Below are 24,946 nucleotides of genomic sequence, written 5' to 3' on the forward strand. Positions count from 1 at the left end.
GAACGCTCAGTAGAGGTTAGGCTCCATCTCCAACTCAACCCCGAACCGCTCCAGGATATCCGCCTGGATCTGCCGTGCCAGCGCATGCATCTGTGCCCCGCTCGCCTGACCGTAGTTGACCAGCACCAGCGACTGCAAGCGATGCACGCCCGCATCGCCGTCGCGATGGCCCTTCCAGCCCGCCTGCTCGATCAACCAGCCCGCAGCCAGCTTCACTTGGCCATCGGCCTGAGGATAAGCGACCACTGCCGGGTATTGCGCACGAATACGCTCAACCAGCTCAGCCGACACCACCGGGTTCTTGAAAAAGCTCCCGGCGTTGCCGAGCTCCACCGGGTCTGGCAGCTTTTCACGGCGAATGCTGCAAATAGCATCACTGATCGCCTGCGCAGTCGGCTCGGCCACGCCCTGCTCCGCCAGGCGCTGACGCACCGGGCCATAGTCCAGATGGGCCTGCAAGGTACGGCTCAAGGCAAAACGCACGCGCAGGATCAACCAGCGCCCGGGGTTGCGCTTGAACAGGCTGTCGCGATAACCGAAGGCACATTCTGCCAAACCGAGGTCATGCAGTTCGCCCGTCTCGCGGTCCAGGGCGGTCAGGCCGGCAAACACGTCCTTGATCTCCACCCCATAGGCGCCCACGTTCTGCATCGGTGCGGCGCCCACGGTGCCTGGGATCAGGCTGAGGTTTTCCAGCCCGCAAAAGCCCTGCGCCAGTGTCCACTGCACAAATACATGCCACGGCTCACCGGCCTCGGCTTCGACCACGACATGTTCACCATCGTCGCTGAGCACACGGCAGCCACGGCTAGCCATGTGCAGCACCAGCGCGTCGATATCGCGGGTGAGCAGCAGGTTGCTACCACCACCGATGACCAACACCGGCAGCCCGCGCTGCTGCGCCTGGCCCAGTGCCTGACGCACCTGCTGGTCATCCTGAGCCTGGCTGAAGTAACGCGCCTTCACGTCGATGCCGAAGGTGTTGTACGGTTTGAGCGATACCTGCTCCTGCCACTGCCCTGTCATAGCCGCCCCTTGATTTCCAGCACCAGCGCCTGGCAGGCCGCCTCGACCAGGTCGAGCACCTGCTCGAAGCCGTCAGCGCCGCCATAGTACGGGTCAGGTACCTCATCCAGCACCGAGCCATAGCGGCGCAGGAACAGGTCGAGTTCGCCCACTGCGGTATGCGGGCGCAGGGCGCGCAGATCGCGCAGGTTGCTCTCGTCCATGGCCAGGACCAGGTCATACTCGGCAAAATGCGCCGCCTTGACCTGCTGGGCGCGCTGCGGCGACAGGTCGTAACCGCGCGCCAGCGCCGCCTTGCAGGTGCGGCTGTCTGGCGCCTTGCCGACATGCCAGTCGCCGGTGCCGGCAGAAGCCACTTGCACCCGGTCGGCAAGCCCGGCGGCCTGCAATTGATGGCGCAGCACGCCTTCGGCGGTAGGCGAGCGGCAGATGTTGCCCAGGCAGACGAACAGGACGCGCATCAAGCCTCCAGCAAGCGCCTTACGCGCTCCAGGTCTTCAGGTGTATCAACGCCCACGGCAGGCGCCTCGATGGCATCCTCGACGTGAATACGCACGCCGTGCCACAAGGCACGCAGCTGCTCCAGCGCTTCGGTCTGTTCGAGCCCGCACGGGCCCCAACCGACAAAGTCCTGCAGGAAGCCGACGCGGTAAGCGTACATGCCGATGTGGCGGCGATACGGCACGCCTTCTGGCAGCACGTTACGGCCCCTGGCAAAAGCATCGCGGGCCCAGGGCAGCGGCGCGCGGCTGAACGTCAGGGCCAGGCCGTTCTTGTCGCTCACCACCTTGACCGCGTTGGGGTTGAACACGGTTTCCGGCTCATGAATCGGCTCGGCCAGGGTGGCGATGCCAGCTTCCGGGTGCGCAGCCAGGTTGGCCGCCACCTGGTCGATGATCACCGGCGGGATCAGCGGCTCGTCGCCCTGCACGTTGACCACGATGGCGTCAGCCGGCAAGCCCAGGTGCGCCGCCACCTCGGCCAGGCGGTCAGTGCCCGATTCATGGTCGGCACGGGTCATCAGCACTTCGGCGCCGAACGCCTGGCAGGCTTCCAGGATACTGGCGTCGTCGGTGGCGATGACCACACGGCTGGCAGCACTTTTACGCGCCTGCTCCCACACATGCTGCACCATCGGCTTGCCGGCAATCGCCAGCAGCGGCTTGCCTGGCAAGCGTGTGGAGCGCAGCCGGGCGGGGATCACCACGGTGAAGTCCAGGCTCATTTGTCCAGACGCTCGTCGTCAGTCAGGGTACGCGCCTCGCTTTCCAGCATGACCGGGATGCCGTCGCGGATCGGGTAGGCCAGGCCAGCGCCCTTGCTGATCAGCTCGGTCTTGTCGGCGCTGAGCTTGAGCGGGCCCTTGGTGATCGGGCAGGCCAGGATATCGAGCAGTTTGGTGTCCATTGGAGGCTTCCTTTAGGCCAGGTGGCCGAAAATTGAAAACGGGCTCAGGGCTTGCGCAGCAGACGCTGCAGCTGGTTGTCGAACCAGGCGCTGAAAGCCGGCGTGGGCTGCGCCTCGACGGCCAGGTACCACCAGTCGTCAGCGGCGAAGGCCCGGCATTTCACCGCATCCTTCTCGGTCATCACCAGCGGCAGCGGCGGGCTGAAGGCCAGGCTTTGGACACTGAACCGTGCATGGTCGGCGAAGGGATGCGGCACCGGCTGCCAGTTTAGCCCCAGCAGGGTATTGAAGAAACGTTGCGGGTTGCCAATACCGGCCACCGCGTGCAGGCACTGGCCTGCGGGGAAATGGTCGAGGGCACGACGCTCGCCAGTGCGCAGGTTGACCAGGGCGGACGGCTCCAGGCAGAAGCCAAAACCATCGGCGCGGTCGGCACTGGCACCGTTGAACAGCACCGCGTCAGCATCCTGCAGGCGTTCGACGGGCTCGCGCAAAGGGCCGGCTGGCAGGCAGCGGCCATTGCCCAGGCCGCGGGCGGCATCGACCAGCACCAGTTCGAGGTCGCGGGCCAGGCGGTAGTGCTGCATGCCGTCATCGCACAGGATCAGGTCGAGCGGTTCGCTGGCCAGCAACGCCTGCACAGCGCGGGAGCGGTCGGGGTCGATCATCAGCGGCACGCCGGTGCGCTGCACGATCAGCAGCGGTTCATCGCCCGCCTGGTCGGCCGGCTGGTCGGCCTGCACCCGCCAGGGCAGCTGCGGCGGCTTGGCACCATAGCCACGGCTGACCACGCCCACCTTCAGCCCCTGCTGGCGGCAGTGCTCGATCAGCCAGAGAATCATCGGCGTCTTGCCGGTGCCGCCCACGGTGATGTTGCCCACCACGATGATTGGCACTGGCGCCCGGTAGCTGGCACTTTCGCCACTGAGAAAACGTGCCCGCTTGCGCGTGACCACGCGGCGGTACAACGCCTCCAGCGGGCGCAGTAGCGCCAGCGCTGGGTGCCCGGCGTACCAGGCGGCGAGCAAACGGTCGGCGAAAGCCATCAAGGCGTGCCCTGGGCCGCCTCGACGGTGGTCATGCGCAACTGGCTGAAACCGAGCTTGCCGGCGGCGTCCATTGCGGTGACCACAGCCTGGTGCGGGGTCTTGCCGTCGGCGCTGATGGCCAGCGGCAGCTTGTTGTCACCGCCCGACTCACGCTCGATGGCCTCGCTCAAGGTGGCCAGGTCGCTCTTGGGCAGCAGGTGGTTGTTCACCGAATACACGCCTTCGGCGCTGATGGTGATTTCCACCAGCTTGTCCTGGTCGGCCGGCGCCTTCTCGGCGCTGGCAGCTTCGGGCAGTTCGACGCGCAGCTGGGTCTCGCGGGTGAAGGTTGTGGTGACCACGAAGAACAGCAGCAGGACGAAAACCACGTCGATCAACGACGCCAGGTTGATGTCAACGTTCTCCCGCTGGCGATTGCGCCGGAACTTCACGCCTTGCCTCCGGCCACTTCCACTTCACGGTCGCCCTGGATCACTTCCACCAGCTTGATTGCCTCCTGTTCCATGCCCACCACCAGCTCATCGATGCGGCGCAGCAGGAAGCGGTGGAAGAACACCGCCGGGATACCGACCATCAGGCCGGCCGCAGTGGTGACCAGGGCCTTGGAGATACCACCGGCCAGCACGGACGCATTGGCATTCATCTGCGAGCCCATGAAGGCGCTGAAGATGTCGATCATGCCCAGCACGGTGCCCAGCAAGCCCAGCAGCGGGGCCATGGCGGCGATGGTGCCGAGCGTGCTGATGTAGCGCTCCAGTTCGTGAATGACGCGCGAGGCGGCTTCCTCGATGCACTCTTTCATGATTTCGCGGCCATGGCGCGAGTTGGCCAGGCCTGCGGCAAGGATTTCGCCCAGTGGCGAATCGGCGCGCAAGGCCTTGAGCTTGTCACTGGTCAGTTGCTTGTCCTTGATCCACATCCACACCTGGCCCAGCAGGTGCGGCGGGGTGACGCGACTGGCGCGCAGGGTCCACAGGCGCTCGACGACGATAGCCATGGCAGCGATGGAACTCAGAATGATCGGCAGCATCATCCAACCACCGGACTTGACCAATTCCCACACAGTAAACGCCCCTTCGCAAAAAGGCCGCCACTCTACCATAGGCGCGCCGAGGGCTCATCTGCCGGAGGTCAGGGAATTGGCGTATGCACCGGCCTGCCTCCCGCTCACTCAGCTCGAACCCGCCAAAACCGCCGCTGCTCCCTCATACCTTCGACTTCGCCATGCTGCCCCAACACCAACCTCAATGCCCCCTCCACCGCCGTGTCATGCACCGCCAGCCCATGCCGCTGATAACGCTCCATCACCTGAACATGCGGGTGCCCGAAGCTGTTGTTGCGCCCTCGCGAAATCAATACCCCATGCGGCGCAGTAGCCCGGATGAACGCCTCGGTGGACGAACTGCGGCTGCCATGGTGCGGTGACTGCAACCAGTCGATACGCGGCGTTTCATGGTCCGCCAGCCAAGCCCGTTCGGCAGCAGCTTCCATATCCCCCGCCAGCAGCAAGCGTTCGCCCTGCGCCTCTACCAACAGCACACAGGAACGGTCATTGCTGCTCTGCCCGGCCGCCCAGCGCCACAGCGAAAAGCGCACGCCATCCCAGTCCCATTGTTCGCCACTGGCACAAGGCTGCAATGGCACTTCTTCCAGCGCTTCCCCGCCGATCAGCCGCCTGACCGGCAGACCACGCTGTATGGCCGAGGCACCACCCGCATGGTCGGCATGCGCGTGGCTGATCACCATCGTGTCCAGGCTGCCCACCCCCAGCTTGCGCAACGTCGGTAACACCACCCGCTCCCCCAGGTCGCTTTCGCCTCTGGCCGGCCCGGCGTCGTACAGCAGGTTGTGATGCCGGGTGCGCAACAGCACCGCCAGCCCTTGGCCAACGTCCAGTTGCCAGACCTCGACCTGCCCGTGCGGCACCGGTTCCCTGGGCACCCACAAGGCCAGCAGCATCACCCCGCCCAAGCCGCGCAGCGGCACACCACGGGGCAGCAAAACCAACAGAGCGCCCAGGCTCACCACTAGCCAGGCCCATAATGGCAGGGCCGGCGCCACCCATGCCGGGCGCTGCTGCGCCACCAGCGCCAGCAGCCGGAACAGCCCATCCAGCAGCCCCCCCGCCAGCCATAGCAACGCCTCCCCTACCCCGCCCAGTGGCAGCAGCAACGTACCCAGCAGTGCCAAAGGCAGCACCGCCACGCTCACCCAAGGCACTGCGACAAGATTGGCCAGCGGCGCACTCAGGCTCACCGGCAGCCCCGTGGCCAGCAACACCGGCAGCAGGCCGATGGCGATCACCCATTGCGCGCGCGTCCAGGCCTGCCAAGGCCGCCAGCCCCCTAGCCGGGCACTGAAGCAATAGACAAGCGTGGCCACCGCCATAAATGACAGCCAGAAACCAGGCAGCAGCGCTGCCAGCGGTTCGACCAGCAGCACCACGACCAGCGCCAGCAACAGCGGCAGCGTCGCACCGAGGTGGCGAAAGCGCAGGCGCCAGAGCAACACCACCGCCAGCATCAGGCAGGCGCGCTGCACCGGCACACCGGCACCGGCCAGCCAGCCGTAGGCCAGCGCCGCCGCCATGGCCAGGCCACACGCCCAGGGCAGCCACGGCAACCGGGCGGGCCACAGCCCCCAACGCGCCAGTCCGGCGACCAGACCGTACAGCAAGCCGGCCACCAGGCCGATGTGCTGGCCAGAGATCACCAACAGGTGCACCGTGCCGGTGGCTTGCAACGTCTGCCAGTCCTCCCGGGCCAAGCCTGTGCCGTCGCCAAGCACCAGTGCCACCAACGCGGCCTGCCGGCCATTGGCTTCGACCGCCAGCAAACGCTGACGCAGCACATCGCGCCAACCACCGGTTACAGGCGCCAGCAGTTGCCCGGCTTTTACCGTACCGGTGCCCCCCACCCGCCGCGCCAGCAGTTGCGCCTCCCGGTCGGGCCCATAGGGGTTGAGCAACCCGGCCGGGCGCTGCAAGGTCACGGCCAGCCGCCACTGCTCACCGGCCCGCAGCGGCGGCCCGTCGAACCAGCTCAGTTGCAACCGTTGCGGCAGCTCGGCCCGCCGCGAGTGTGCTGCCTGCAGCTCGAAGCGCACGCCCTGCGCCGTTCGGGCTGGCAAGCCGACCACCCGCCCCTCCAGCCACAAGGTGCGGCCATCCAGGCCGGCAGCCAGGCGATCATCAAGCGCCTGCTGAGCAGACCAGCACGCCCAACACAGGCCCAACAGAAAGCAGCCCACCGGCCAAACACGGGTAAACAAGCTGACGGCAGCACAGGCCGCCAGCGCTAGCAGCCACCCGACCGATGGCAATACGGGGAGAAAGCCCAGGCACAGCAGCCCGAGCGCGAGCGCAAACATCCCTGTGCGCATGAGGTAGAGCTCCAGAAGGTAAATCACCCCCTGAGGCATAGCTCAATTGCCGGCAAAGCTTGCTCAACAATTGTCACAAACTCTAAACGAGACTGCGCAGGATTAAGGGCATACTGCGCGGATCAACGCTCCGGGAGCCTACATGCCGCGCCGACTTTTCAAACGCTACATGCCGGACCCGACCAGCATTCGGGAACACAAGTCCTTACGCTTTTTCGGCAAGTTGCTGCACGATCCCAACCTCTGGCACCTGAACCGCCATTCGGTGGCACGGGCCATGGGCGTGGGCCTGTTCGCGGCGTTGATTCCTATCCCCATGCAGATGCTGCTGGCGGCGGCGCTGGCAATCCCGGTACGTGGCAACTTGCCGATCGCGGTCAGCCTGGTGTGGCTGACCAACCCGCTCACCATGCCGCCGGTGTTCTTCGTCACCTACATGACCGGCGCCTGGCTGATGCAGGTGCCGCCGCGCACATTGCCCGACGAACTGACGTTCGACTGGATCACCGACCAGCTTGCCACCGTGTGGCAGCCGTTCCTGCTGGGGTCGGTGGTGTGCGGGGTGGTGCTGGGCATTGCCGCCTACTTCACCACCCTGCTGTACTGGCGCTGGTGGATTGGCCGGCAATGGCGCCGGCGCAAGCTCAGATGTTCACAACAGGGCTCATGCCCGCATCCCGCGGCCGCTGACCAGCAGGCGGATGCACAACGTGTAGAGCACTGCGGTGGCCACAAGCATGAAGGTGATCGCCGTGCCAATGCTGATATCCGACACCCCTAGGATGCCGTAGCGGAACGAGTTCACCATGTGCAGCACCGGGTTAGCCAGCGACACGGTCTGCCAGAATGGCGGCAGCAGGTTGATCGAGTAGAACACCCCGCCCAGGTAGGTCAGCGGCGTCAGCACAAAGGTCGGGATAATCGAGATATCGTCGAAATTGCGCGCAAACACGGCGTTGACGAAGCCCAGCAGCGAGAAGATGGTGGCCGTCAGCAGCACCACGACCACGGTCACGCCCAGGTGGTGCACCTGCAGGTCGGTGAAGAACATCGACAGGATGGTTACGATCACCCCCACCGCCAAACCGCGCAGCACGCCGCCCAGCACATAGCCGACAAGAATGGTGTGCGGTGACACCGGTGACACCATCAGCTCTTCGATCGAGCGCTGGAACTTGCTGCCGAAGAAGCTCGACACCACGTTGCCGTAGGAGTTGGTGATCACCGACATCATGATCAGCCCCGGCACGATGTACTGCATGTAGGTGAAGCCACCCATGTCGCCAATCTGTCGGCCGATCAGGTTACCGAAGATGACAAAGTACAAAACCATGGTGATCGCAGGCGGCAGCAACGTCTGCGGCCAGATGCGCAAGAAGCGCCGCACTTCGCGGTAGACGATGGTGTTCAGGGCGACCCAGTTGGTGCGCAGCTCCACACTCATACGGCCACCTTCGACAGGTTTTTTTCCACCAGGGACACGAACAGCTCCTCGAGTCGGTTGGTCTTGTTGCGCAAGCTCTGCACCTCGATGTTCTGCAACGCCAACTGGCCGAACAGCGCGGTAATGCCGATGTCCTTGTCCACTTGCACTTCAAGGGTATGGGGAGTCAGCAGCCGGCACGGATAGCCTTGCAGCACCGGCGCGCTGGCCAGGTCCTGCTTGATGTCGAGCACGAAGGTTTCGACATGCAGCTTGCCCAGCAACTGGCGCATGCTGGTGTTCTCGACGATGGTGCCGTGGTCGATGATGCCGATGTTGCGGCACAGCTGCTCAGCCTCTTCCAGGTAGTGGGTGGTGAGGATGATGGTGATGCCCTTCTGGTTCAGCTCGGTGAGAAAGCTCCACATGGAGCGGCGCAGTTCGATGTCCACACCTGCGGTGGGTTCGTCGAGGATCAACAGGCGCGGCTCGTGAATCAGCGCGCGGGCAATCATCAAGCGGCGCTTCATGCCGCCAGACAACGAACGAGACTGCACATCACGCTTGTCCCACAAGCCCAGCTGGGTCAGGTACTGCTCGGCGCGTTCCTTGGCCAGCTTGGGCGGAATACCGTAATAGCCGGCCTGGGTCACGACGATGTCGAAGGTTTTCTCGAACTGGTTGAAATTGAATTCCTGAGGCACCACACCCAGGCATCGCTTCAGCGCTGAAGGCTCGCGGTCGAGGTCATGGCCGAAAACGTTCACCGTGCCGCTGGTCTTGTTCACCAGGGTGGAGAGAATGCCGATGGTGGTGGATTTGCCGGCGCCGTTGGGGCCCAGCAAGGCGAAGAAGTCGCCTTCGGCAACATCGAGGTCGATGCCTTTGAGGGCCTGGAAGCCGTTGCCGTAGGTCTTGGTGAGCTGTCGGATGGACAGGGCGGAACTCATAGCGGGTCACTTACCGAGGAAAAAGGTGCAGGACACGCCAGGTAAAGTCACTGGCGCAGTGAGTGCGGCCAATGGTGCAAGGCCAGGCCGCACAAGTACAGTCACATCTATTGATAATGACTATCGAAGCAGGTTCAAGTGAGCGCAGTCATCACCGCGGCCTGGTAGGCCGGGCGTTGTTTCAGGCGTTCATACCAGGCTTGCAGGTTGTACATGGCCGGGCGCTCGATGGGCATTTCGAACCAGGCATAGATGAAGCTACCCAGTGGGATGTCGCCCATGCCGATCTGGTCACCGGACAGGTAGGGCTGTTTGGCCAGGGTTTCATCGGCAATGGCCAGCAGCTGGGCGCACTGCTTGTGCGCGGCGTTGATCGCCACCCAGTCGCGCTGGTCTTCCGGGGTGCGCAGCAGGCCCCAGAACAGCGGACGGAACGGTGCGGCGAAGGACGAGGTGGTCCAGTCCATCCATTTGTCGGCCAAGGCGCGCTGGCGCGGGTCTTCCAGGTACCAGCCCAGCTCTGCGCCGTACTCGGCGCACAGGTAGCGGACGATGGTGTTGGACTCCCACAGGGTCAGGTCGCCGTCTTCGAGCATGGGCACCAGCCCGTTGGGGTTGCGGGCGCGGTAGTGCGGCTCGTTGACCACGCCGAAAGCGCCACCGGCGTCGATGGACTCGAAATCAAGGCCCAGTTCCTGGGCAATCCACAGTGCCTTGCGCACATTGCTCGAATTCTTGCGGCCCCAGATCTTCAGCATGGCAACGTCCTTATGAAATGCGGTGGTGGTGCAGTCTACTCCAGACCTTCGCCGCCTGTACCGGCCCTTTCGCGGGCACGCCCGCTCCCACAGGATCACCACAGTCTTCACGCCACCGGTATTCCTGTGGGAGCGGGCGTGCCCGCGAAGAGGCCGGTACAGATGAACAAATGAACTGAAACTCCCGCTGCCACACCCTGTCACTGTTCTGAAGCTGCCGTTCACAGCATTGCGTCTAAGCTGTCTGGGACGGCTCAAGCCCTTGGTTCCAAGGAGGACCGATTATGTTGCTGTTGTGGTTGGTAGTGCTGGTGATCGGCGCGGCGTACCTCACGCACCGGCGCCTGGCGCCCTTGCAGATTCTCGGCATCATGGCGGCCTATGTGCTGCTCATGGGCATTTTCAGCAGTGCGCCCGGCTGGCTTCTGGCTGTGATCTGGATCGTACTGGCCTTGAAGATCGCCCTGGTTGCGCTGCCGGAGTGGCGCCTCAAAGTGTTCACCGGCCCGGTATTCAACTGGTTCCAGCGCACCCTGCCGCCAATGTCGCAAACCGAGCGCGAGGCCATCGACGCCGGCACGGTATGGTGGGACGGAGAACTGTTCAGCGGGCGCCCCGACTGGCGCACCTTGCTGGCCTACCCGGCACCGAAGCTGACCGAAGAAGAACAGGCCTTCATCGACGGCCCCACTGAGGACCTGTGTGCCATGGTCAGCGACTGGCAGATCGGCCAGGACCTGGACCTGCCGCCCGAAGCCTGGGACCACATCAAGCAGCATGGTTTCTTCGCGCTGATCATCCCCAAGGAATATGGCGGAAAAGGCTTCTCTGCCTACGCGCACTCGCAGGTGGCGATGAAACTGGCCACCCGCAGTGGCGACCTGGCTTCCACGGTGATGGTGCCCAACTCTTTGGGCCCGGCCGAACTGCTGCTGCACTACGGCACCGACGAACAACGCAACCACTACCTGCCACGCCTGGCTCGCGGCGACGAAATCCCCTGCTTCGCCCTGACCGGCCCGCTCGCTGGCTCTGATGCCGGCGCCATGCCCGACACCGGCATTATCTGCAAAGGCCAGTGGAATGGCGAAGAAGTGCTGGGCCTGCGCCTGAACTGGGAAAAGCGCTACATCACCCTGGGCCCGGTCGCTACCCTGCTGGGCCTGGCCTTCAAGGCCTACGACCCTGACCACCTGCTGGGCGAAGAGGAAGAACTGGGCATCAGCCTTGCGCTGATACCCACCGACACCCCCGGTGTCGAAATCGGTAAGCGCCACCTGCCGCTGGGCGCCGCGTTCATGAACGGCCCCAACAGCGGCAAGGACGTGTTCGTGCCGCTGGACTTCCTCATCGGCGGGCAGGCCATGCTTGGCAAGGGCTGGATGATGCTGATGAACTGCCTGTCGGTGGGCCGTTCGATTTCCCTGCCTGCGGTCGGCACCGGCGCGGCCAAGTACACCAGCCTGGTGACCGGCCAGTACGCAAATATCCGCGAGCAGTTCAACGTGCCGCTGGCGGCCTTCGAGGGCATCCAGGAATCGCTGGCACGCATCGGCGGCAACGCCTGGCTGATGGACAGCGCCCGCCTGCTGACCGCCAAGGCCGTGGACCTTGGCGAAAAGCCTTCGGTGCTGTCGGCAATTCTCAAGTACCACCTGACCGAGCGGGGGCGCGAATGCATCCAGCACGCCATGGATGTGCACGGCGGCAAGGGCATCATCATGGGCCCCAACAATTATTTGGGTCGCAACTGGCAAGGTGCGCCGATCTTCATCACGGTCGAAGGCGCCAACATCCTTTCGCGCAACCTGATGATCTTCGGCCAGGGCGCTATTCGCTGCCATCCGTTCGTGCTCAGGGAAATGGCCTTGGCCGGCCGCGAGGACCGTGACCAGGCACTGAAGGAATTCGACGACCTGCTGATGAAACATATCATGTTCGCCGCCGGCAACGCGGCCAGTACCCTGGTGTTTAACCTGGGGTTGGGGGTTTTCGAGAAAGTACCGGGGGATACCCTGAGCCAGGGCTATTTCCGCGCCCTCAACCGCCAGGCGGCGGCCTTTGCCCTGCTGGCGGACCTGTCTATGATGCTCCTGGGCGGCGCGCTCAAGCGCCGCGAACGCCTGAGTGCGCGCCTGGGCGATGTGCTCAGCTACCTGTACCTGGCCAGCGCTGCGCTCAAGCGCTACCACGACCTGGGCTCGCCCGAGCACATGCAGCCCTTGCTGCGCTGGGCCATGGAAGAAAGCCTGGGCCAGGCGGAAAAGGCGCTGGACCGGTTGCTCGACAACTTTCCAAACAGGCTTGTCGGCTGCGCGCTACGCGTGCTGGTGTTCCCGCTTGGCCGTCGTCATACAGGGCCGAGCGATGAACTGGATGCCGAAGTGGCGGCACTGATCGGGCGTAGCAAAGGCGACCCGACACTGGAAGAGCTGCTGGCCGGCTGCTTCCGACCGCAAGCTGCGGGCGACCCTGTGGCAGCACTGCAGCGGGCCTGCGATTTGCTTGATGAAGTGGTGCCGGTGCGCAAGATGTTGCATCAGGCAGTCAAGGAGGGAAAGGTGCAAACGGTCCCCGGACAATCGGTAATCGATGCGGCAGTCGAAAGGGGCATAGTACAACCGGGCGAGGCGCAACGGCTGCGTGAAGCAGAGCAAGCCTGCCGCGCAGTGATTGATGTGGACGCGTTCGACAAAGAGCAACTGCTACCAGGAGAGGGCAAGGTGCGCTGAGCGATAAACAACCATTCAGGTGCAAGGGCGGATTTTCGCCAGGACGGAGCGTTATGTCTCGTCCCCGGCACGCCCCCGCACCTTGTAACCGCCAATTATCACATGCTTGGACGCGGCCAGATCAGGCACTGGGCGGCGAGCTGGAAAGTTTAACGAGACAATCAATTTGATGGTCTGCCTTGACATCGGCCTGAGGGGAAGGTCCATCCATTTTCGCAATCACCTCCAGCCCAAAGGCGCTAGGGACGAAATCGCCAACTTTATGCGTATTCAACAGATAGCTGTATTCGGTACGGTTAAGCGAGGCTGGTCGGTGGGTGGTACGCAGTGTGATGGATGATCGCACAGTCGGGTCGTTCGGGGCAGTTCTGTAGTTCAAGGTGATGGTCGTGGCAGAGGGGATGTCACTCATCTCAATTACGCTGTGGTTGGCGACAACTGTCTTCTTAGCGCTTTCGCCACTTCCTTCTGCCGGCAAATTGAACCCAATGCTAGTGCTATCGTCCCTCCAGAAGATGATAGAACCGCTCTGCTTTGGGGTGTTGTCGCTTACCATGGTGCTAACCTCGCTCAGAAGATCGTATGCCTTCGACACCGCCGCCACCTGCTGAAAGGCCGCATCGTTGGTTCAGGCTCGAATCTACATCAGCAGCGGCGGGGGCACACCTGGCAGAACTGATAGGTAGGGACGCATCATGGGCAAACCCGGCGGACCTTCCACAACAGGTCCACAACCGGCGTATACTTCGGCCCCGTTTCAATTACCCTCAAGGATCACCCCATGGTCAATCCCCACCTGGATTACCACTTGCAACTGCTGCAGCACCTGCGCACCATCCTGGTAGCCCTGGGTGAAGCCGAGCAGGTGCCGGAGGAAAGCCACGCTCTGTTTCTCGAACGCTTCGACGAGTTGCTGACCCTGCTGCCACGAGACCCCCTGCAAAGCCAGTACCTGGGCCAGGACCTGATCTGCCAGGTGATCCAGCGCTACCCGCAAATTGCCCACTTGGTACCGCGCGACCTGCTGTGGTTCTTCGCCGGCGACTGCCTGCATTTCATGCCTGACCAAGAGCTGGATCTGTACCAACAGCTGGAAGAGCGCCGCTACGAGGCAGAACAGAATGGCGAAGCCTTTGACTGGAACCAGCAGAAGCAATTGCTGGGCCAAGCTAGCGGTAACACGCAACACTGAGTTCGACCGACCGGCGTGGTCCGCTGCGCCGCCCTGGCAGCTTTGTCCATTGTTTACATGCCTTTTGTGGAATTGGCCTACAGCCACCCTACCTGCGCCCTGAATATCCTGCTAGGCGAACATTGACCTGCATGTTCGAATGCCACCACCAGGATATAAACTATGAAACGCACACTTATCGCCCTCGCCATGGGCTTGGCGAGCACTGCAGCATTTGCAAACACCGGCAATATCAACTTCCACGGCACCATTACCCCAGGCGGTACCTGCCCTATCGAAGTGGTCATGCCGGGCACTGGCGGCAGCATCCTGCCTCAGATTGGCCTCGGTAGCTATTCCCCAGATTACTTCGGCCCCACTGCAGGCAAGCAGACGCCCCCTCGTACGTTCGCCCTGCGCATTGACCCAGACCAGTGCACCATCAACCCCGGCACAGATGCCTATGTCACCTTCTCTGCGGTTTACGGCCCTGAAGGCACCAACCTCTACGCACTGAAGCCATACGGCGCTGCCGGGGTGGCACTGGCCATTCGCCCTCATTGAAGGTTGTACGGCAGCGTTTGACATTGTCTACCGCGTCGAATCTGAATATCTGGGTTTTGATCTGCCGGCCGCTGGTGGTTTGGACAGGGCAGTCGTATTTGGTCAGGCGACCGAGATCGTCATACTCGAACGTTTCCTCACGCAGTTTTTGCTCGCCTTGCCAAAGGGTTCGCGAATGCAGCATGTCGTTGTCCAGCCATACATTTACCAGCTGGCGCACCTGGCCGTTGACGCTCAAGGTGCGGCGGGTCTCCCTGCCCAAGCTGTCGTTGTGCTGGGTGCACAGGGTGACAGACTGTTGTTGCGCGTCGGGGTTGGTGGTGTCGCGGGTTTCGGTGGTCTCCAGCAGGCCGGTGTCTTCGGAGTAGGTCAGGGTTGACTTGAGATTCGCCCATGCTGTGGGGGGCGAACTTACGTAGCAGGGTCGTGCCATCTGGCCGCTGATTGCTGGTCATGCGGCCCAAGGCGTCATAGGTGAACTTGCTGGTGCGTTTGATGATCTGGTTGCCGCCTCTCGGGTCCAGGATAGATTCGGTCCGGCTCACGCAGCGGCCGACCCCATCGTAGGTGAAGTCAGTGCGGCCGGCCTCGCGTGTAACACGGTGCGTGCTTTCGTCAGGGGCCTTGACTTCTTCCTCCAGCAGACGGCACTCGTAAACCGGTTTGCTGAAGCGATTGAGCTTACTGACGGTTTGCTGCAGCCTGTGCCCGGGCGCGTTCGGGCTTTCGGTCCAGCGGGTGATCAGCTGGCCACCAGGCTCGAGCGGCGTAGCGTCGATACGTTCCTTGATGCCGTCGGGACGTTCTTCCTCGCACTGTTGGCCCCAGCCGTCGTACTTGTACTTTGACTCCAGCTTGAGCACGCGCGGCTCTGGCTTGCCGTCTTTGTCCGGCAGGTAGTCATAGCCGATTTCGCTCACCAGGCGGCCCGCCGAGTCATAGTTGAACTCGGCTACCGTGCGCTTCACGACTACCCCTGTCACGGCGTCCTTGGCTTCACGCTCTTCCCGGATCGGGCGGCGGCTGCCATCGAATACGGTGCGGGTGACTACACCCTTGCTGTCGGTGGTTTCCTCGCAGGTGCGTTTGCGCCCACTTTCGTCGAGCAGCTTGTAGGCGGTGGCGCGTGTGGTGGCATAGGGGGTGCCAGGGCTCGCGGTTTCTGCGATGACGCGGCCCAATACGTCATGCTCATAGTGTGTGAACACATTATTGGCATCGTGCTCCAGTACCACTTGGCCGTTATGCATGGAGTAGGTGGTGGCTGTTTTTTTCTCTAACGTATGGGTATGGTCAGTGAAGGTTTCGGTGCTGCGGCTCCAAGTGAGCTGATCATTGCCGTCCTTGACTTTTTCGTACTTCCAGTCGCTGGTAGTGGTTGCATCGTTGATCTGTGTGATTTGTTGGTCGACCCGACCATGTTGGAACGGAGTGTCGACTTTATTCAGATAGCGGCGGATTTTGCTGTTTAGCAACTGGCGCGCTTCCCCCTCGCCTTCAAAAATGTCTTCCTTCTCCAGCAACAGCCATTCTGGCATATTCAGGTCGGGGTTGTTCTGTGGCAGTGCCGGCAGGCTGGCATAGGTGAATTCGCTGCTTATGAGTTGGGCCAGCGGTTCGTCCGGGCTGGGCGGAGTTCCTATGCGATTCCCGAAAAACATGTGCTGGCATACGGCAAGCGCACGTTGGTCGTGCGCTATGAAGTCAGCGACGGTGTCGATGTGTTTCCTTCCGCCGTGACCAATCTGAAAGTGACTGAGTTCAAGGAGGGGTTACCTCAGGTAGCGCTGGAGGGGGTCGATTCAAACGGATTCAGCCTGGGCCCGGCGCTGGATCAGGTGCCTGTCAGCCTGGGTGTGTGGCCGTGCATTGCCGTGGGGCAGTGGGTCAATATCACGGTAACGGGCGTGCGACCTGGCGGGGCAGATGCGCCCCCTTACAATGTCCTGACCGCCCATTCGGTCACTGATGCGCAAGTGAGACGGGGCATTGGCGCGAACAAGGATGTGACCCTCCCCAAAGCCTACCTTGCAACGCTTTGGCTTGGCCAAACGTTCACCTTCCATGTCGAAGTCAGTTTCGACGACGGTACGACCTGGATCAAATTTCCCCTCTACAGTCCTAAACTTCTCCCGTGAGCGACCTTTCACGGGCGCTCCACCGGTCGGGACAGCTCGGGCGTTAGGCCACCGTAGTCATTGATGGTTGTGAAGTCGACCTTCAGACCGTCCTGCGCAGTCGAGGTTTTGAGGGGGTAGGTTTGCCTGCCCATGGGGATGGCCATTTTCCTGCCGTCTATTTTCTCGCTGCCTTTGGCGCTGCGCAGGGTTAGCTGATTGAAGGTGAAGTAGTAAGGGGAGGGGTTGTCCACCACAAGGTGCGGCTTGCCTTCGAGTGTTTGCACCGACCAGGCCAGGTCCTGCAGGTGGTCCTGTGGGCGGCCTTTGAGCTGGGTTGGGCGGTAGAAGACCTTGATGCGGGTGCGCAAGGCGATGGTCAGGGTATTAGTCGGTTTGTCGTCTGCCTGCGGGATTTCCTGCAGGTTGAAGTAGAACACCGATTCACGGTCCTTGGGCAGGTTGTTGGGCAGGCGGTTCAGCTGTACCGTCTGTTCGCCGGCGGGATCGATGCGAAACAGCGCAGGTGAGGCGATCAACGGCACTGCAGTAGTGTTGTCGTCTGCCTCTGTATTGATCCAGGCCTGGGCTGCGTAAGGGCGTTGGCTGGGGTTGGCGACCACGATGCTGGTGCTTTGTCGGTCGCTGGGCTGGATGACTCGGGTTGAGCTGATGGTGAGGGCGGCGTGGGCACTGACTTGGATGAGCAGGGCAAGGCTGGTGCCTATCGCCAGAGCAAGCCTGGGGATAATGGAGTTGGGGCGGGGCATGGGCATGTCTCTTTGCTACTTTTTGCAGGGGCTCCAGGTGCGTCCGCAGAAGCGCCTGGAGCGTAACGTATTACCTGATATCTACCGAGAAGCGCACTTCCGATGCCGCGTCGCCGTCAGTTACCCGCCCGGTGGACTGGTACATGGCGTGGAAAAGCATTTCGTTCGGTTGTGTGGTTTTGAGCGGGTAGGCCACCGATTCCTGGCCTGGGGCAAGGTTGCTCAGGCTCTTGTCCTGAGACGCCCCATCAAGCACCAGGACAATCACCAGCACATCCTTTTATCCCGACAAATCAGAAGCCTTTTCCTACATCCCAAGCCCTGACAGCCCTCTAACCTGCCCCCGCCTTTTCAACGTGACCCGGCAAACAACTGCCTTCACGCCCCGTCATTCGCTTCAGGCGCCTGCCACGAGCCCACCTGTGCATCGTCCGTCGGCGCCGCCCAGGACACGCTCATGCTCCAGCTCGAACGGCGCAGGCTATTGCCGTTGCGCCCGCGCCTCGCCCCGCTGCCGCCACTGCTTGGCGGCTGCCTGGCGTTGGCCCTTGCCCACCCTGCCTTGGCCGGCCAGACCGACATCGCCTTCCAGCCCGGTTTCATGCGCCAGGCCCCCGGCCAGTCCGCCGAGGCCGGTACCCTGGCGCTGCAAAACCTTGCCGCGCAGGCACTCTTGCCGTCGGGACGCTACCGGGTGCAGGTCTCGCTCAACCTCAGCCCCCTGCCCGAACAGGACATCGATTTCATCGAGGGCCCAAATGGAAAAAGGTTGCAGCCCTGCCTGACGGCCGAACTGCTACGCACCCTCGACCTGCGCGAGCAGGCCCTGGAAACACCCCTGCCAGACGACGACAGCTGTGTGGACCTGGCGCAGCTGGTACCACACGCCAGTGCCGATTTCGACCCCGCACAGTTGCACCTGTCGCTGTCGATCCCGCAAATCGCCCTGCGCCAGGACCGTTCGGGCAGCGTGCCCGAGGCCCGCTGGAGCAACGGCATCAACGCCGCCTTCATCAGTTACCAGGCTTCGGCCCAGCACAGCAGCCAGCGCGATGGCCGCAGCCGCAGCAGCCAGGACCTGTACTTGAACAGCGGCCTTAACCTGGGGCCCTGGCGCCTGCGTAGCAAGCAGGCACTACGCGAGGAGGCCGACGGGGCACGCCGCTGGACCCGTAGCGACACGTTCGCGCAGCGCGACCTGCCCGGCCTGCAGGCCAACCTCACCCTGGGCGAAACCTTCACCAACAGCGACATGTTCCGCAGCGTGCGCTTCACAGGCGCGCAGGTGGCGTCCGACACAGGCATGCTGCCCGATGCAATGCAGCATTACGCGCCAATAATCCGCGGGGTAGCCCAAAGCCGTGCCAAGGTAGAAATCCTGCACAATGGCTACCCTATCTATTCCAGCTACGTTGCGCCCGGCCCTTACGCCATCGATGACCTCAGCGTGGGCTCTGGCCATGGCGAGCTGGAAGTGGTCATCACCGAAGCCGATGGCCAGATCCGCCGCTTCACTCAACCCTACTCGAGCATGGGCAGCCTGCTGCGCGAAGGCGTGTGGCGCTACAGCGCGACCGTGGGCCGCTACGACGGCGCCGAACAACTCGACGACCCGATGTTCTGGCAGGCCACCCTGGCCCGCGGCGGTGTCTGGGACACTACGCTGTATGGCGGCGTGCTTTCCAGCGAGTACTACAACGCCAGCGTACTGGGCATGGGCCGCGACATCGGCCAGATAGGCGCATTGTCGTTCGATGTCACCCGTTCCTCCAGCGCCCTGGGCACCACGCTGGGCGACGCCCAGGGCCACAGCTTTGCCTTGCGCTACGGCAAAAGCTTCCAAAGCCGCACCAGCGTGCGCTTCGCCGGTTATCGCTACTCGACCGAGGGCTACCGCGACTTCGACGAAGCGGTGCGGCAACGTAGTAATGCCAGCAGCTACCTTGGCAACCGCCGCAGCCGCCTGGAAGCATCGGTGTACCAGAGCGTCGGTGACCGCAGCGCACTCAACCTGACCTTATCTCAGGACACCTACTGGCAAACCAGCCACCAGCGCCGCCAGTACCAGTTGCAATACACCACCCGCCTGGGCAAGGTCGCGGTCAACCTGTTTGCCTCGCAGGCCCTGGACTCGAAAAACGACGACAGCCGCATGTTCGGCCTGAGCTTGAGCATGCCACTGGACTTCGGCCGCCAGCAACAGGCCAGCTTCGACGTGCGCAACAACAATGGCCAGATCAGCGAACGCGCCAGCCTCAGCGGCGGCTTGCTGGACAACCGGCTCAGCTACAGCACCTCGCTGGCCAACGACGACCAAGGGCGCAACAGCGGTGGGCTGTCTATCAACTACCAAGGCAGCCAGGCCAGTGTCGGCATGGGCTACAACGAAGGCAACGACTACCGCAGCATGTCGGTGAACGCCAGCGGTGCCGTGATGCTGCATGGCGACGGCCTGGCGTTTGGCAGCCATCTGGGCGAAACCATGGCCCTGGTCCACGTGCCCGATGTGGCCGGCGTCGGCGTACAGAACACCTCCTCGGCGCGTACCAATGCCCAAGGTTATGCACTGGTGCCGTACCTGCGCCCCTATCGCCTGAATTCACTGGTACTGCAAACCGACGACCTGTCGCCGGAAGTGGTGATTGGCAATGCCAGCCAGCAAGTGGTGCCGCGACGCGGCGCGGTGGTCAAGGCCAGCTACGAAGCCGAGCATGTGGGCCGCCTGGTGCTGACCCTGCGCCAGGCCAATGGCCAACCCGTGCCATTTGGCGCCCAGGTGCTCGATGCCGATGGCCAGAGCCTGGGTGTGGTCGGCCAGGCCGGCCAGGCACTGGTGTCTACCCGCACCACAGGCCCGCAAACCATACGCGTGCTGTGGGGCGAGGCCAGCGATAAAGCCTGCACACTGCACATCGACCCGCAAGCACTCGCACAAGAGGGTGGCTACCGCCTGCAAACCCTGCACTGCCAACTGCCCGTAGCCAGCAGCCAGCCCCTTCTGCCCGGCGACAATACCCAGGAAACACTCTGATGACAGCGTTCACCTTCAATATCGACCGCAGCTTGCGGCTGACCGCCTGCTGCCTGGGCCTGGGCCTGCTCTCTGGCAACGCTTACGCCGACTGTACGTTTCAGACAGGCAGCAGCTACATGACCTACGAGCGTGACATGGGGACATTCTGGGTACCCCGCGATGCCGCAGTCGGTACGGTGATCGGTACCAGCTCCATGACCAGGCCCAACAACGAAGGCGCCAGCGTCTCGTGCGGGTGGAACCCTGCCAGCCCGCCCACGGCAAGGCTGCCCAACACCGCGCCAATCTTCTCTGGCGCCTTGCCGCCCCTGAATGGCAAGGACATCAATGGCCACGTCATGGAAACCAACATTCGCGGGGTTGGCGTATACATGGAGCTTGGTTCACCATTCGACGGCGTGGCCAACAACTCATTCGCCCCAGATGCTGGCACCTCCCCTGTCATCCCCTACTCGGGGACCATGCAAGACCAGCCTTTCCCCGTCGGGGTGTCGGTTATCACCGGTACTGCCTGGTTCATCAAGACCGGGCCAATCGATCCCGGCCCCCAACGCGTCAACGGCGAGATGTTTCATGGGTTCCTGCATAACCTGGGCAAGGTGATTGAGTACCGCGTGAGCGCAACGGTGAACCAGGCGCAGTGTTCACTGAAATCCAACTCGGTAAGCCCCGGCCTGGTGAATCTGGGCAATTACACCCCTGCCGATTTCACAGGGGCAAACCCCGCGACCCCGCCCGTTCCCTTCCAGATAACACTCAGCGAGTGCGAAGACGCCAGCGCCCCCAACCCCGCGCCCGCGAACGTGTACATCGAACTGGATGGCGCCAATGGCTCGGTGCCGACCGTGCCAGCCGAGGGACGCTTTAGCCTGGGTGGCGCTTCCGATGCCGCCGGGGTTGAAATCCAGCTGCTGCGTAGCGATGGCTCGCCCATGCCACTGCAATCGGAGGAAATGGTCAAGCCAATAAGTATCGGCACCACCCATCTGGACTTCCAGGCGCGCTACTACCAGAGCGCACCAGTGATAACCCCGGGCTTGGCCGAGGGCGGGCTGACCTTTACCGTAAGCTACAAATAACGTGCAAAAAAAGGCCGCTGGGTGAATACCCTGCGGCCTGTGTAACGATAAAAACAAATGATCGGAAACGAAAAAAGACGCCGAAGCGTCTTTTTTTGAAGGTTCACAAAGTTTTATTCAACCCTGTAAACCAATATTTGGAGCGGGAAACGAGACTCGAACTCGCGACCCCGACCTTGGCAAGGTCGTGCTCTACCAACTGAGCTATTCCCGCAATTTGAAGCTTTACCACTACCGGCGTGAAGCGCCTTTACAGCCTTCACCACCACTGCACCGCATAGACGCCACAGTATTTAAACTGGAGCGGGAAACGAGACTCGAACTCGCGACCCCGACCTTGGCAAGGTCGTGCTCTACCAACTGAGCTATTCCCGCAAATGGCGTCCCCTAGGGGACTCGAACCCCTGTTACCGCCGTGAAAGGGCGGTGTCCTAGGCCACTAGACGAAGGGGACACACAACACTTTTCAGTGCACCAGACTTGAACCTCACGATTCACCCTGGATTTTCTTTTCCTGCCCCGCCGTCAAGCGTTGCCGGAGAAACTGGAGCGGGAAACGAGACTCGAACTCGCGACCCCGACCTTGGCAAGGTCGTGCTCTACCAACTGAGCTATTCCCGCATTGGCGTCCCCTAGGGGACTCGAACCCCTGTTACCGCCGTGAAAGGGCGGTGTCCTAGGCCACTAGACGAAGGGGACACGCTGCTGGCATTACTGCCTGCTTTCACTCCCTGCCGCGTTTCGCTGTGTGCTTTACGCTGCAAGTGGCGCGCATTCTATGGATGGTTCGGGAAGGCGTCAACCCCTTTGTAGAAATTTATTTAAATCAATGACTTCCGGGTGGGTTGGGGTGCAGATGCGGGCCGGGTTGTCGATATAGAGAGAAGTCATCCTGCACAGGCCTGTGGGAGCGGGTTTAGCCGCGACGAGGCCGGCACAGGCATACAGCCGCTGTTCGCCCCTTGGCAAACTCACTACACTCAAAGCTGTAATTCTTCTTCAATGAGGCATTAACGGTGACACCACTTCTGATCACCCTGCTCATCGTGGCAGGCATCGCGTTGCTGATTGTGATCGGCTACCTAAACAATGTGGTCGAGAACGGCAAGATCGAACGCGTCCGGACGAGGGTCGAACTCGCCGACCGCCTGCGCCGCTGTGGCGAAATCACCGAGACCTTCCCCGGCCAGTTCATGACACCGGCCCTTAAACTGCTGCTGACCCGCCTGGAACTGAACCTTAATCAGCGCCAGCTGGCGGTGGACAAGCACAATGCCGAACTCAAGGCGCGCATCGCCGAGCTGGAAGGGCTGATCGCCCTGGGCGACAAGATACCGGTGAACAACCCGCCCAACCCGATCCACACCGAGGTCAAGGCCAAGGATGTGCGCTTCTTGCTGGAGGCCATGCACAACCAGGTAACCCGTGCGGCTCAGGAAGGCTTTTTACCTGCAGTCGAAGCCAAGCACTGGGTGAAGGAAATCCGCCACATCCTGGTATTGCTGCATATCGAGTTCTTCAACAACCTGGGCCAGCAGGCCCTGCAGAAGAACCAGCCGGGCCAGGCACGCCTGGCGTTCGAGCGCGGCGTGCAGTACCTGCGCAAGCAGCCGGAGCCGAAGGTCTATGAAGAGCAGCTGACGTATCTGGAGAAGTTGCTGGCCCGTGCCAATGCCCAGGTGCTGGACCGCATGGCACCGGCGGAGGACGAGCACAACGAATTGACCGACGGGCTCAAGACCGACGAGGAAGAGACCTGGAAGAAGAAGGTGATTTACGACTGACGCTTGAACCTGTGCTGGCCTCTTCGCGGCTAAAGCCGCTCCCACAGGGATCACACCAGGCCTGAGGGCAATGCAGTACCTGTGGGAGCGGCTTTAGCCGCGAAGAGGCCAGCACAGGCGATGCAACACTTAGCAGTCGGTCAGCTCAAGGAAGATCGCCGCCAACCGCTCCAGCCCCACCTGGTCCGCCTCGCTGAACCGTCCAACCTTGGGGCTATCCAGGTCCAGCACACCAACCAGCCTGCCCTCCTTTACCAACGGGATCACCAGCTCGCTGTTGGACGCACTGTCGCAGGCAATGTGCCCCGGGAACGCATGCACGTCCTCTACCCGCTGAGTCTGCCGCGTTGTCGCCGCTGCCCCGCACACACCCCTGCTGAACGGAATGCGCACGCACGCCACCTGGCCCTGGAACGGGCCCAGCACCAGCTCTTCGTTGCGGTTAAGGTAGAACCCGGCCCAGTTCAGGTCGTCCACCTGGTTGTACAGAAACGCCGAAAACTGCGCGGCGTTGGCGATGAAATCACGCTCGTCGGCAAACAGCGCCTGCACTTGCGCCGCCAGCAGGTTGTAGCCGTCGAGGCCGGCGCCACTGGCATTGAGGTCGATCATTTACTTTTGCTCCAGCAATTGCAGCCCGACCCAGTAGCGGGCGAACTGATAGGCACAACGGCCATTACGGTTACCGCGGCCGGTGGCCCAGCGCACGGCGAGGATGTCGAGCTGTTCATCACGCTGCCAGACCAGGCCCGCAGGGCGCGCCAGCTGGCCGATCCAGTGCTCGACAACATTCAGGAAGTGGTCCTGGGTAAACGGGTAGAACGACAGCCACAGGCCAAAGCGGTCAGACAAGGCAATCTTGTCTTCCACCGCTTCGCTGGGGTGCAGCTCGCCGTCCACGCGCTTCCAGTTCTCGTTGTCGCTCTCCTTCTCGGGCACCAGGTGGCGGCGGTTGGAGGTGGCGTACAGCAGCACGTTGTCCGGCGCCTGCTCCAGCGAACCATCAAGCACGCTCTTGAGCACCCGGTAGTCGCCCTCCCCGGCTTCGAACGACAGGTCGTCACAGAACAGGATGAAGCGTTGCGGCAGCTTCTGCAGCTGCTCGACCACCCGTGGCAGGTCGGCGAGGTGATCACGTTCGATTTCGATCAGGCGCAGGCCGGCGCCGGCATGTTCGGCGAGCAAGGCGCGCACCAGCGACGACTTGCCGGTACCGCGCGAGCCCCACAGCAACGCGTGGTTGGCTGGCAGGCCGTTGATGAACTGGTGGGTGTTGCGGCCCAGCTGGTCGCGCTGTTTGTCGACGCCGATCAGGTCGCTCAGGCGGATGTCCAGGCTGACTTCCAGCGGCAGCAGGTAGCCGCTGCGGCCATCGCGCTGCCAGCGGGCGGCCAGCGTGGTGCCCCAGTCGATGGTCGGGCGTTGTGCGGGCAACAAGGGTTCAAGGCGCGCCAGTACCGATTCGGCGCGGTCCAGAAAAGCAATCAAGCGAGCGTCCATGACGACTCCTAACAATTTCAGTTTTTTGGGGCCGCTGCGCGCCCCTTCGCGGGCTTGCCCGCTCCCACAGGGATTGCGCTCAGCCAGGGGCTACGCTGTACCTGTGGGAGCGGGCATGCCCGCGAAGGGGCGCAGCGCGGCCCCCGCTTGGCGATCAACTGAAATGAACAGACAGACCCGCCAGCAGCCGGGGCTATTCGG

General features: G+C 62.6%; 25 protein-coding genes and 5 tRNA genes. 8 read left to right on the forward strand and 22 right to left on the reverse strand.

What is annotated here, in order from left to right; genetic code table 11:
- Positions 1–6: 6 nt before the first annotated feature.
- From murB to PP4_RS19590, 8 genes are all read right to left on the reverse strand, one after another.
- Positions 7–1,026: a UDP-N-acetylmuramate dehydrogenase gene (murB, locus tag PP4_RS19555; RefSeq protein ID WP_016500902.1), complete on the reverse strand. Its 1,020-nt coding sequence runs from the start codon at positions 1,024–1,026 to the stop codon at positions 7–9.
- Positions 1,023–1,487 (reverse strand): low molecular weight protein-tyrosine-phosphatase, encoded by a 465-nt coding sequence (locus tag PP4_RS19560; protein WP_016500903.1) that lies wholly within the window; start codon positions 1,485–1,487, stop codon positions 1,023–1,025. Before PP4_RS19560 ends, murB begins: the two co-directional genes overlap by 4 nt.
- The gene (kdsB, locus tag PP4_RS19565) at positions 1,487–2,251 is read right to left on the reverse strand and encodes a 3-deoxy-manno-octulosonate cytidylyltransferase (protein WP_016500904.1); all 765 of its coding nucleotides are present in this window, start codon (positions 2,249–2,251) and stop codon (positions 1,487–1,489) included. The genes PP4_RS19560 and kdsB overlap by 1 nt, the downstream gene beginning before the upstream one ends.
- Positions 2,248–2,433: a Trm112 family protein gene (locus PP4_RS19570; RefSeq protein WP_003247142.1), complete on the reverse strand. Its 186-nt coding sequence runs from the start codon at positions 2,431–2,433 to the stop codon at positions 2,248–2,250. The genes kdsB and PP4_RS19570 overlap by 4 nt, the downstream gene beginning before the upstream one ends.
- A gap of 44 nt (positions 2,434–2,477) precedes the next feature.
- The gene (gene lpxK / locus PP4_RS19575; protein ID WP_016500905.1) at positions 2,478–3,479 is read right to left on the reverse strand and encodes a tetraacyldisaccharide 4'-kinase; all 1,002 of its coding nucleotides are present in this window, start codon (positions 3,477–3,479) and stop codon (positions 2,478–2,480) included.
- A complete protein-coding gene (locus PP4_RS19580; RefSeq protein ID WP_016500906.1) occupies positions 3,479–3,913 on the reverse strand; it encodes an ExbD/TolR family protein in 435 nt (144 codons plus the stop codon). The genes lpxK and PP4_RS19580 overlap by 1 nt, the downstream gene beginning before the upstream one ends.
- Positions 3,910–4,545, reverse strand: a complete 636-nt coding sequence (locus PP4_RS19585) for a MotA/TolQ/ExbB proton channel family protein (RefSeq protein WP_016500907.1) — start codon at positions 4,543–4,545, stop codon at positions 3,910–3,912. Before PP4_RS19585 ends, PP4_RS19580 begins: the two co-directional genes overlap by 4 nt.
- Before the next feature lie 104 nt (positions 4,546–4,649).
- Entirely contained in the window at positions 4,650–6,863 is a 2,214-nt protein-coding gene (locus PP4_RS19590) for a DNA internalization-related competence protein ComEC/Rec2 (protein ID WP_041167829.1), read from the reverse strand.
- A 142-nt stretch (positions 6,864–7,005) separates the two neighbouring features.
- Here PP4_RS19590 and PP4_RS28200 point away from each other — a divergent pair, with 142 nt between their 5' ends.
- Positions 7,006–7,644, forward strand: coding sequence for a DUF2062 domain-containing protein (locus PP4_RS28200; RefSeq protein WP_016500909.1), 639 nt, complete (start codon positions 7,006–7,008; stop codon positions 7,642–7,644).
- On the opposite strand, the gene PP4_RS19595 is transcribed toward PP4_RS28200, so the two are convergent.
- The 3 genes from PP4_RS19595 to PP4_RS19605 form a co-directional block, all read right to left on the reverse strand.
- The gene (locus PP4_RS19595) at positions 7,528–8,307 is read right to left on the reverse strand and encodes an ABC transporter permease (protein WP_016500910.1); all 780 of its coding nucleotides are present in this window, start codon (positions 8,305–8,307) and stop codon (positions 7,528–7,530) included. The two genes, PP4_RS28200 and PP4_RS19595, sit on opposite strands and share 117 nt — an antisense overlap.
- Positions 8,304–9,236: an ABC transporter ATP-binding protein gene (locus PP4_RS19600; RefSeq protein WP_016500911.1), complete on the reverse strand. Its 933-nt coding sequence runs from the start codon at positions 9,234–9,236 to the stop codon at positions 8,304–8,306. The genes PP4_RS19595 and PP4_RS19600 overlap by 4 nt, the downstream gene beginning before the upstream one ends.
- A 134-nt stretch (positions 9,237–9,370) precedes the next feature.
- Complete coding sequence (locus PP4_RS19605) at positions 9,371–9,994, reverse strand: glutathione S-transferase (RefSeq protein WP_016500912.1); 624 nt, start codon at positions 9,992–9,994, stop codon at positions 9,371–9,373.
- 284 nt (positions 9,995–10,278) lie between these two features.
- Here PP4_RS19605 and PP4_RS19610 point away from each other — a divergent pair, with 284 nt between their 5' ends.
- Entirely contained in the window at positions 10,279–12,726 is a 2,448-nt protein-coding gene (locus PP4_RS19610) for an acyl-CoA dehydrogenase (protein WP_016500913.1), read from the forward strand.
- Between the two features lie 121 nt (positions 12,727–12,847).
- Here PP4_RS19610 and PP4_RS19615 read toward each other — a convergent pair whose 3' ends face one another.
- Positions 12,848–13,282, reverse strand: coding sequence for a hypothetical protein (locus PP4_RS19615; RefSeq protein WP_041168110.1), 435 nt, complete (start codon positions 13,280–13,282; stop codon positions 12,848–12,850).
- A 225-nt stretch (positions 13,283–13,507) separates the two neighbouring features.
- Between PP4_RS19615 and PP4_RS19620 the strand changes: the two genes are divergently transcribed.
- The gene (locus PP4_RS19620) at positions 13,508–13,918 is read left to right on the forward strand and encodes a PA2817 family protein (RefSeq protein WP_016500915.1); all 411 of its coding nucleotides are present in this window, start codon (positions 13,508–13,510) and stop codon (positions 13,916–13,918) included.
- 162 nt (positions 13,919–14,080) lie between these two features.
- Entirely contained in the window at positions 14,081–14,461 is a 381-nt protein-coding gene (locus tag PP4_RS19625; RefSeq protein ID WP_016500916.1) for a fimbrial protein, read from the forward strand.
- Positions 14,462–14,598: 137 nt separating this feature from the next.
- On the opposite strand, the gene PP4_RS19630 is transcribed toward PP4_RS19625, so the two are convergent.
- On the reverse strand, positions 14,599–16,122 hold the full coding sequence (locus tag PP4_RS19630) for an RHS repeat domain-containing protein (protein WP_016500917.1): 1,524 nt from the start codon (positions 16,120–16,122) through the stop codon (positions 14,599–14,601).
- Between PP4_RS19630 and PP4_RS19635 the strand changes: the two genes are divergently transcribed.
- The gene (locus PP4_RS19635) at positions 16,123–16,599 is read left to right on the forward strand and encodes a hypothetical protein (RefSeq protein ID WP_041167830.1); all 477 of its coding nucleotides are present in this window, start codon (positions 16,123–16,125) and stop codon (positions 16,597–16,599) included.
- An 8-nt stretch (positions 16,600–16,607) separates the two neighbouring features.
- Here PP4_RS19635 and PP4_RS19640 read toward each other — a convergent pair whose 3' ends face one another.
- A complete protein-coding gene (locus PP4_RS19640) occupies positions 16,608–17,348 on the reverse strand; it encodes a fimbrial biogenesis chaperone (protein WP_016500919.1) in 741 nt (246 codons plus the stop codon).
- Between the two features lie 70 nt (positions 17,349–17,418).
- Positions 17,419–17,616, reverse strand: a complete 198-nt coding sequence (locus PP4_RS19645; RefSeq protein ID WP_016500920.1) for a hypothetical protein — start codon at positions 17,614–17,616, stop codon at positions 17,419–17,421.
- Positions 17,617–17,805: 189 nt separating this feature from the next.
- On the opposite strand from PP4_RS19645, the gene PP4_RS19650 reads away from it, so the two are divergent.
- Together PP4_RS19650 and PP4_RS19655 are read left to right on the forward strand one after the other, a co-directional pair.
- The gene (locus tag PP4_RS19650; protein ID WP_016500921.1) at positions 17,806–20,379 is read left to right on the forward strand and encodes a fimbria/pilus outer membrane usher protein; all 2,574 of its coding nucleotides are present in this window, start codon (positions 17,806–17,808) and stop codon (positions 20,377–20,379) included.
- Entirely contained in the window at positions 20,379–21,461 is a 1,083-nt protein-coding gene (locus PP4_RS19655) for a fimbrial protein (RefSeq protein ID WP_016500922.1), read from the forward strand. The genes PP4_RS19650 and PP4_RS19655 overlap by 1 nt, the downstream gene beginning before the upstream one ends.
- A 138-nt stretch (positions 21,462–21,599) precedes the next feature.
- On the opposite strand, the gene PP4_RS19660 is transcribed toward PP4_RS19655, so the two are convergent.
- From PP4_RS19660 to PP4_RS19680, 5 genes are all read right to left on the reverse strand, one after another.
- A tRNA-Gly gene (locus PP4_RS19660) sits at positions 21,600–21,675 on the reverse strand.
- Between the two features lie 85 nt (positions 21,676–21,760).
- Positions 21,761–21,836, reverse strand: a tRNA-Gly gene (locus PP4_RS19665).
- Positions 21,837–21,839: 3 nt separating this feature from the next.
- Positions 21,840–21,915: transfer RNA gene (locus tag PP4_RS19670), tRNA-Glu, on the reverse strand.
- A gap of 91 nt (positions 21,916–22,006) precedes the next feature.
- Positions 22,007–22,082: transfer RNA gene (locus PP4_RS19675), tRNA-Gly, on the reverse strand.
- A 2-nt stretch (positions 22,083–22,084) separates the two neighbouring features.
- Positions 22,085–22,160: transfer RNA gene (locus PP4_RS19680), tRNA-Glu, on the reverse strand.
- A 317-nt stretch (positions 22,161–22,477) separates the two neighbouring features.
- Between PP4_RS19680 and PP4_RS19685 the strand changes: the two genes are divergently transcribed.
- On the forward strand, positions 22,478–23,245 hold the full coding sequence (locus PP4_RS19685) for a hypothetical protein (RefSeq protein ID WP_016500923.1): 768 nt from the start codon (positions 22,478–22,480) through the stop codon (positions 23,243–23,245).
- 129 nt (positions 23,246–23,374) lie between these two features.
- Here PP4_RS19685 and PP4_RS19690 read toward each other — a convergent pair whose 3' ends face one another.
- Together PP4_RS19690 and PP4_RS19695 are read right to left on the reverse strand one after the other, a co-directional pair.
- Positions 23,375–23,857 carry a GAF domain-containing protein gene (locus PP4_RS19690; protein WP_016500924.1) on the reverse strand — a complete coding sequence of 161 codons (483 nt, stop codon included), beginning with the start codon at positions 23,855–23,857 and terminating at the stop codon, positions 23,375–23,377.
- Positions 23,858–24,745 carry an ATP-binding protein gene (locus PP4_RS19695; protein WP_016500925.1) on the reverse strand — a complete coding sequence of 296 codons (888 nt, stop codon included), beginning with the start codon at positions 24,743–24,745 and terminating at the stop codon, positions 23,858–23,860. It abuts the gene before it with no gap.
- Positions 24,746–24,946 lie beyond the last annotated feature (201 nt).

It is taken from the genome of Pseudomonas putida NBRC 14164 (genome assembly GCF_000412675.1).
Lineage (GTDB): Bacteria > Pseudomonadota > Gammaproteobacteria > Pseudomonadales > Pseudomonadaceae > Aquipseudomonas > Aquipseudomonas putida.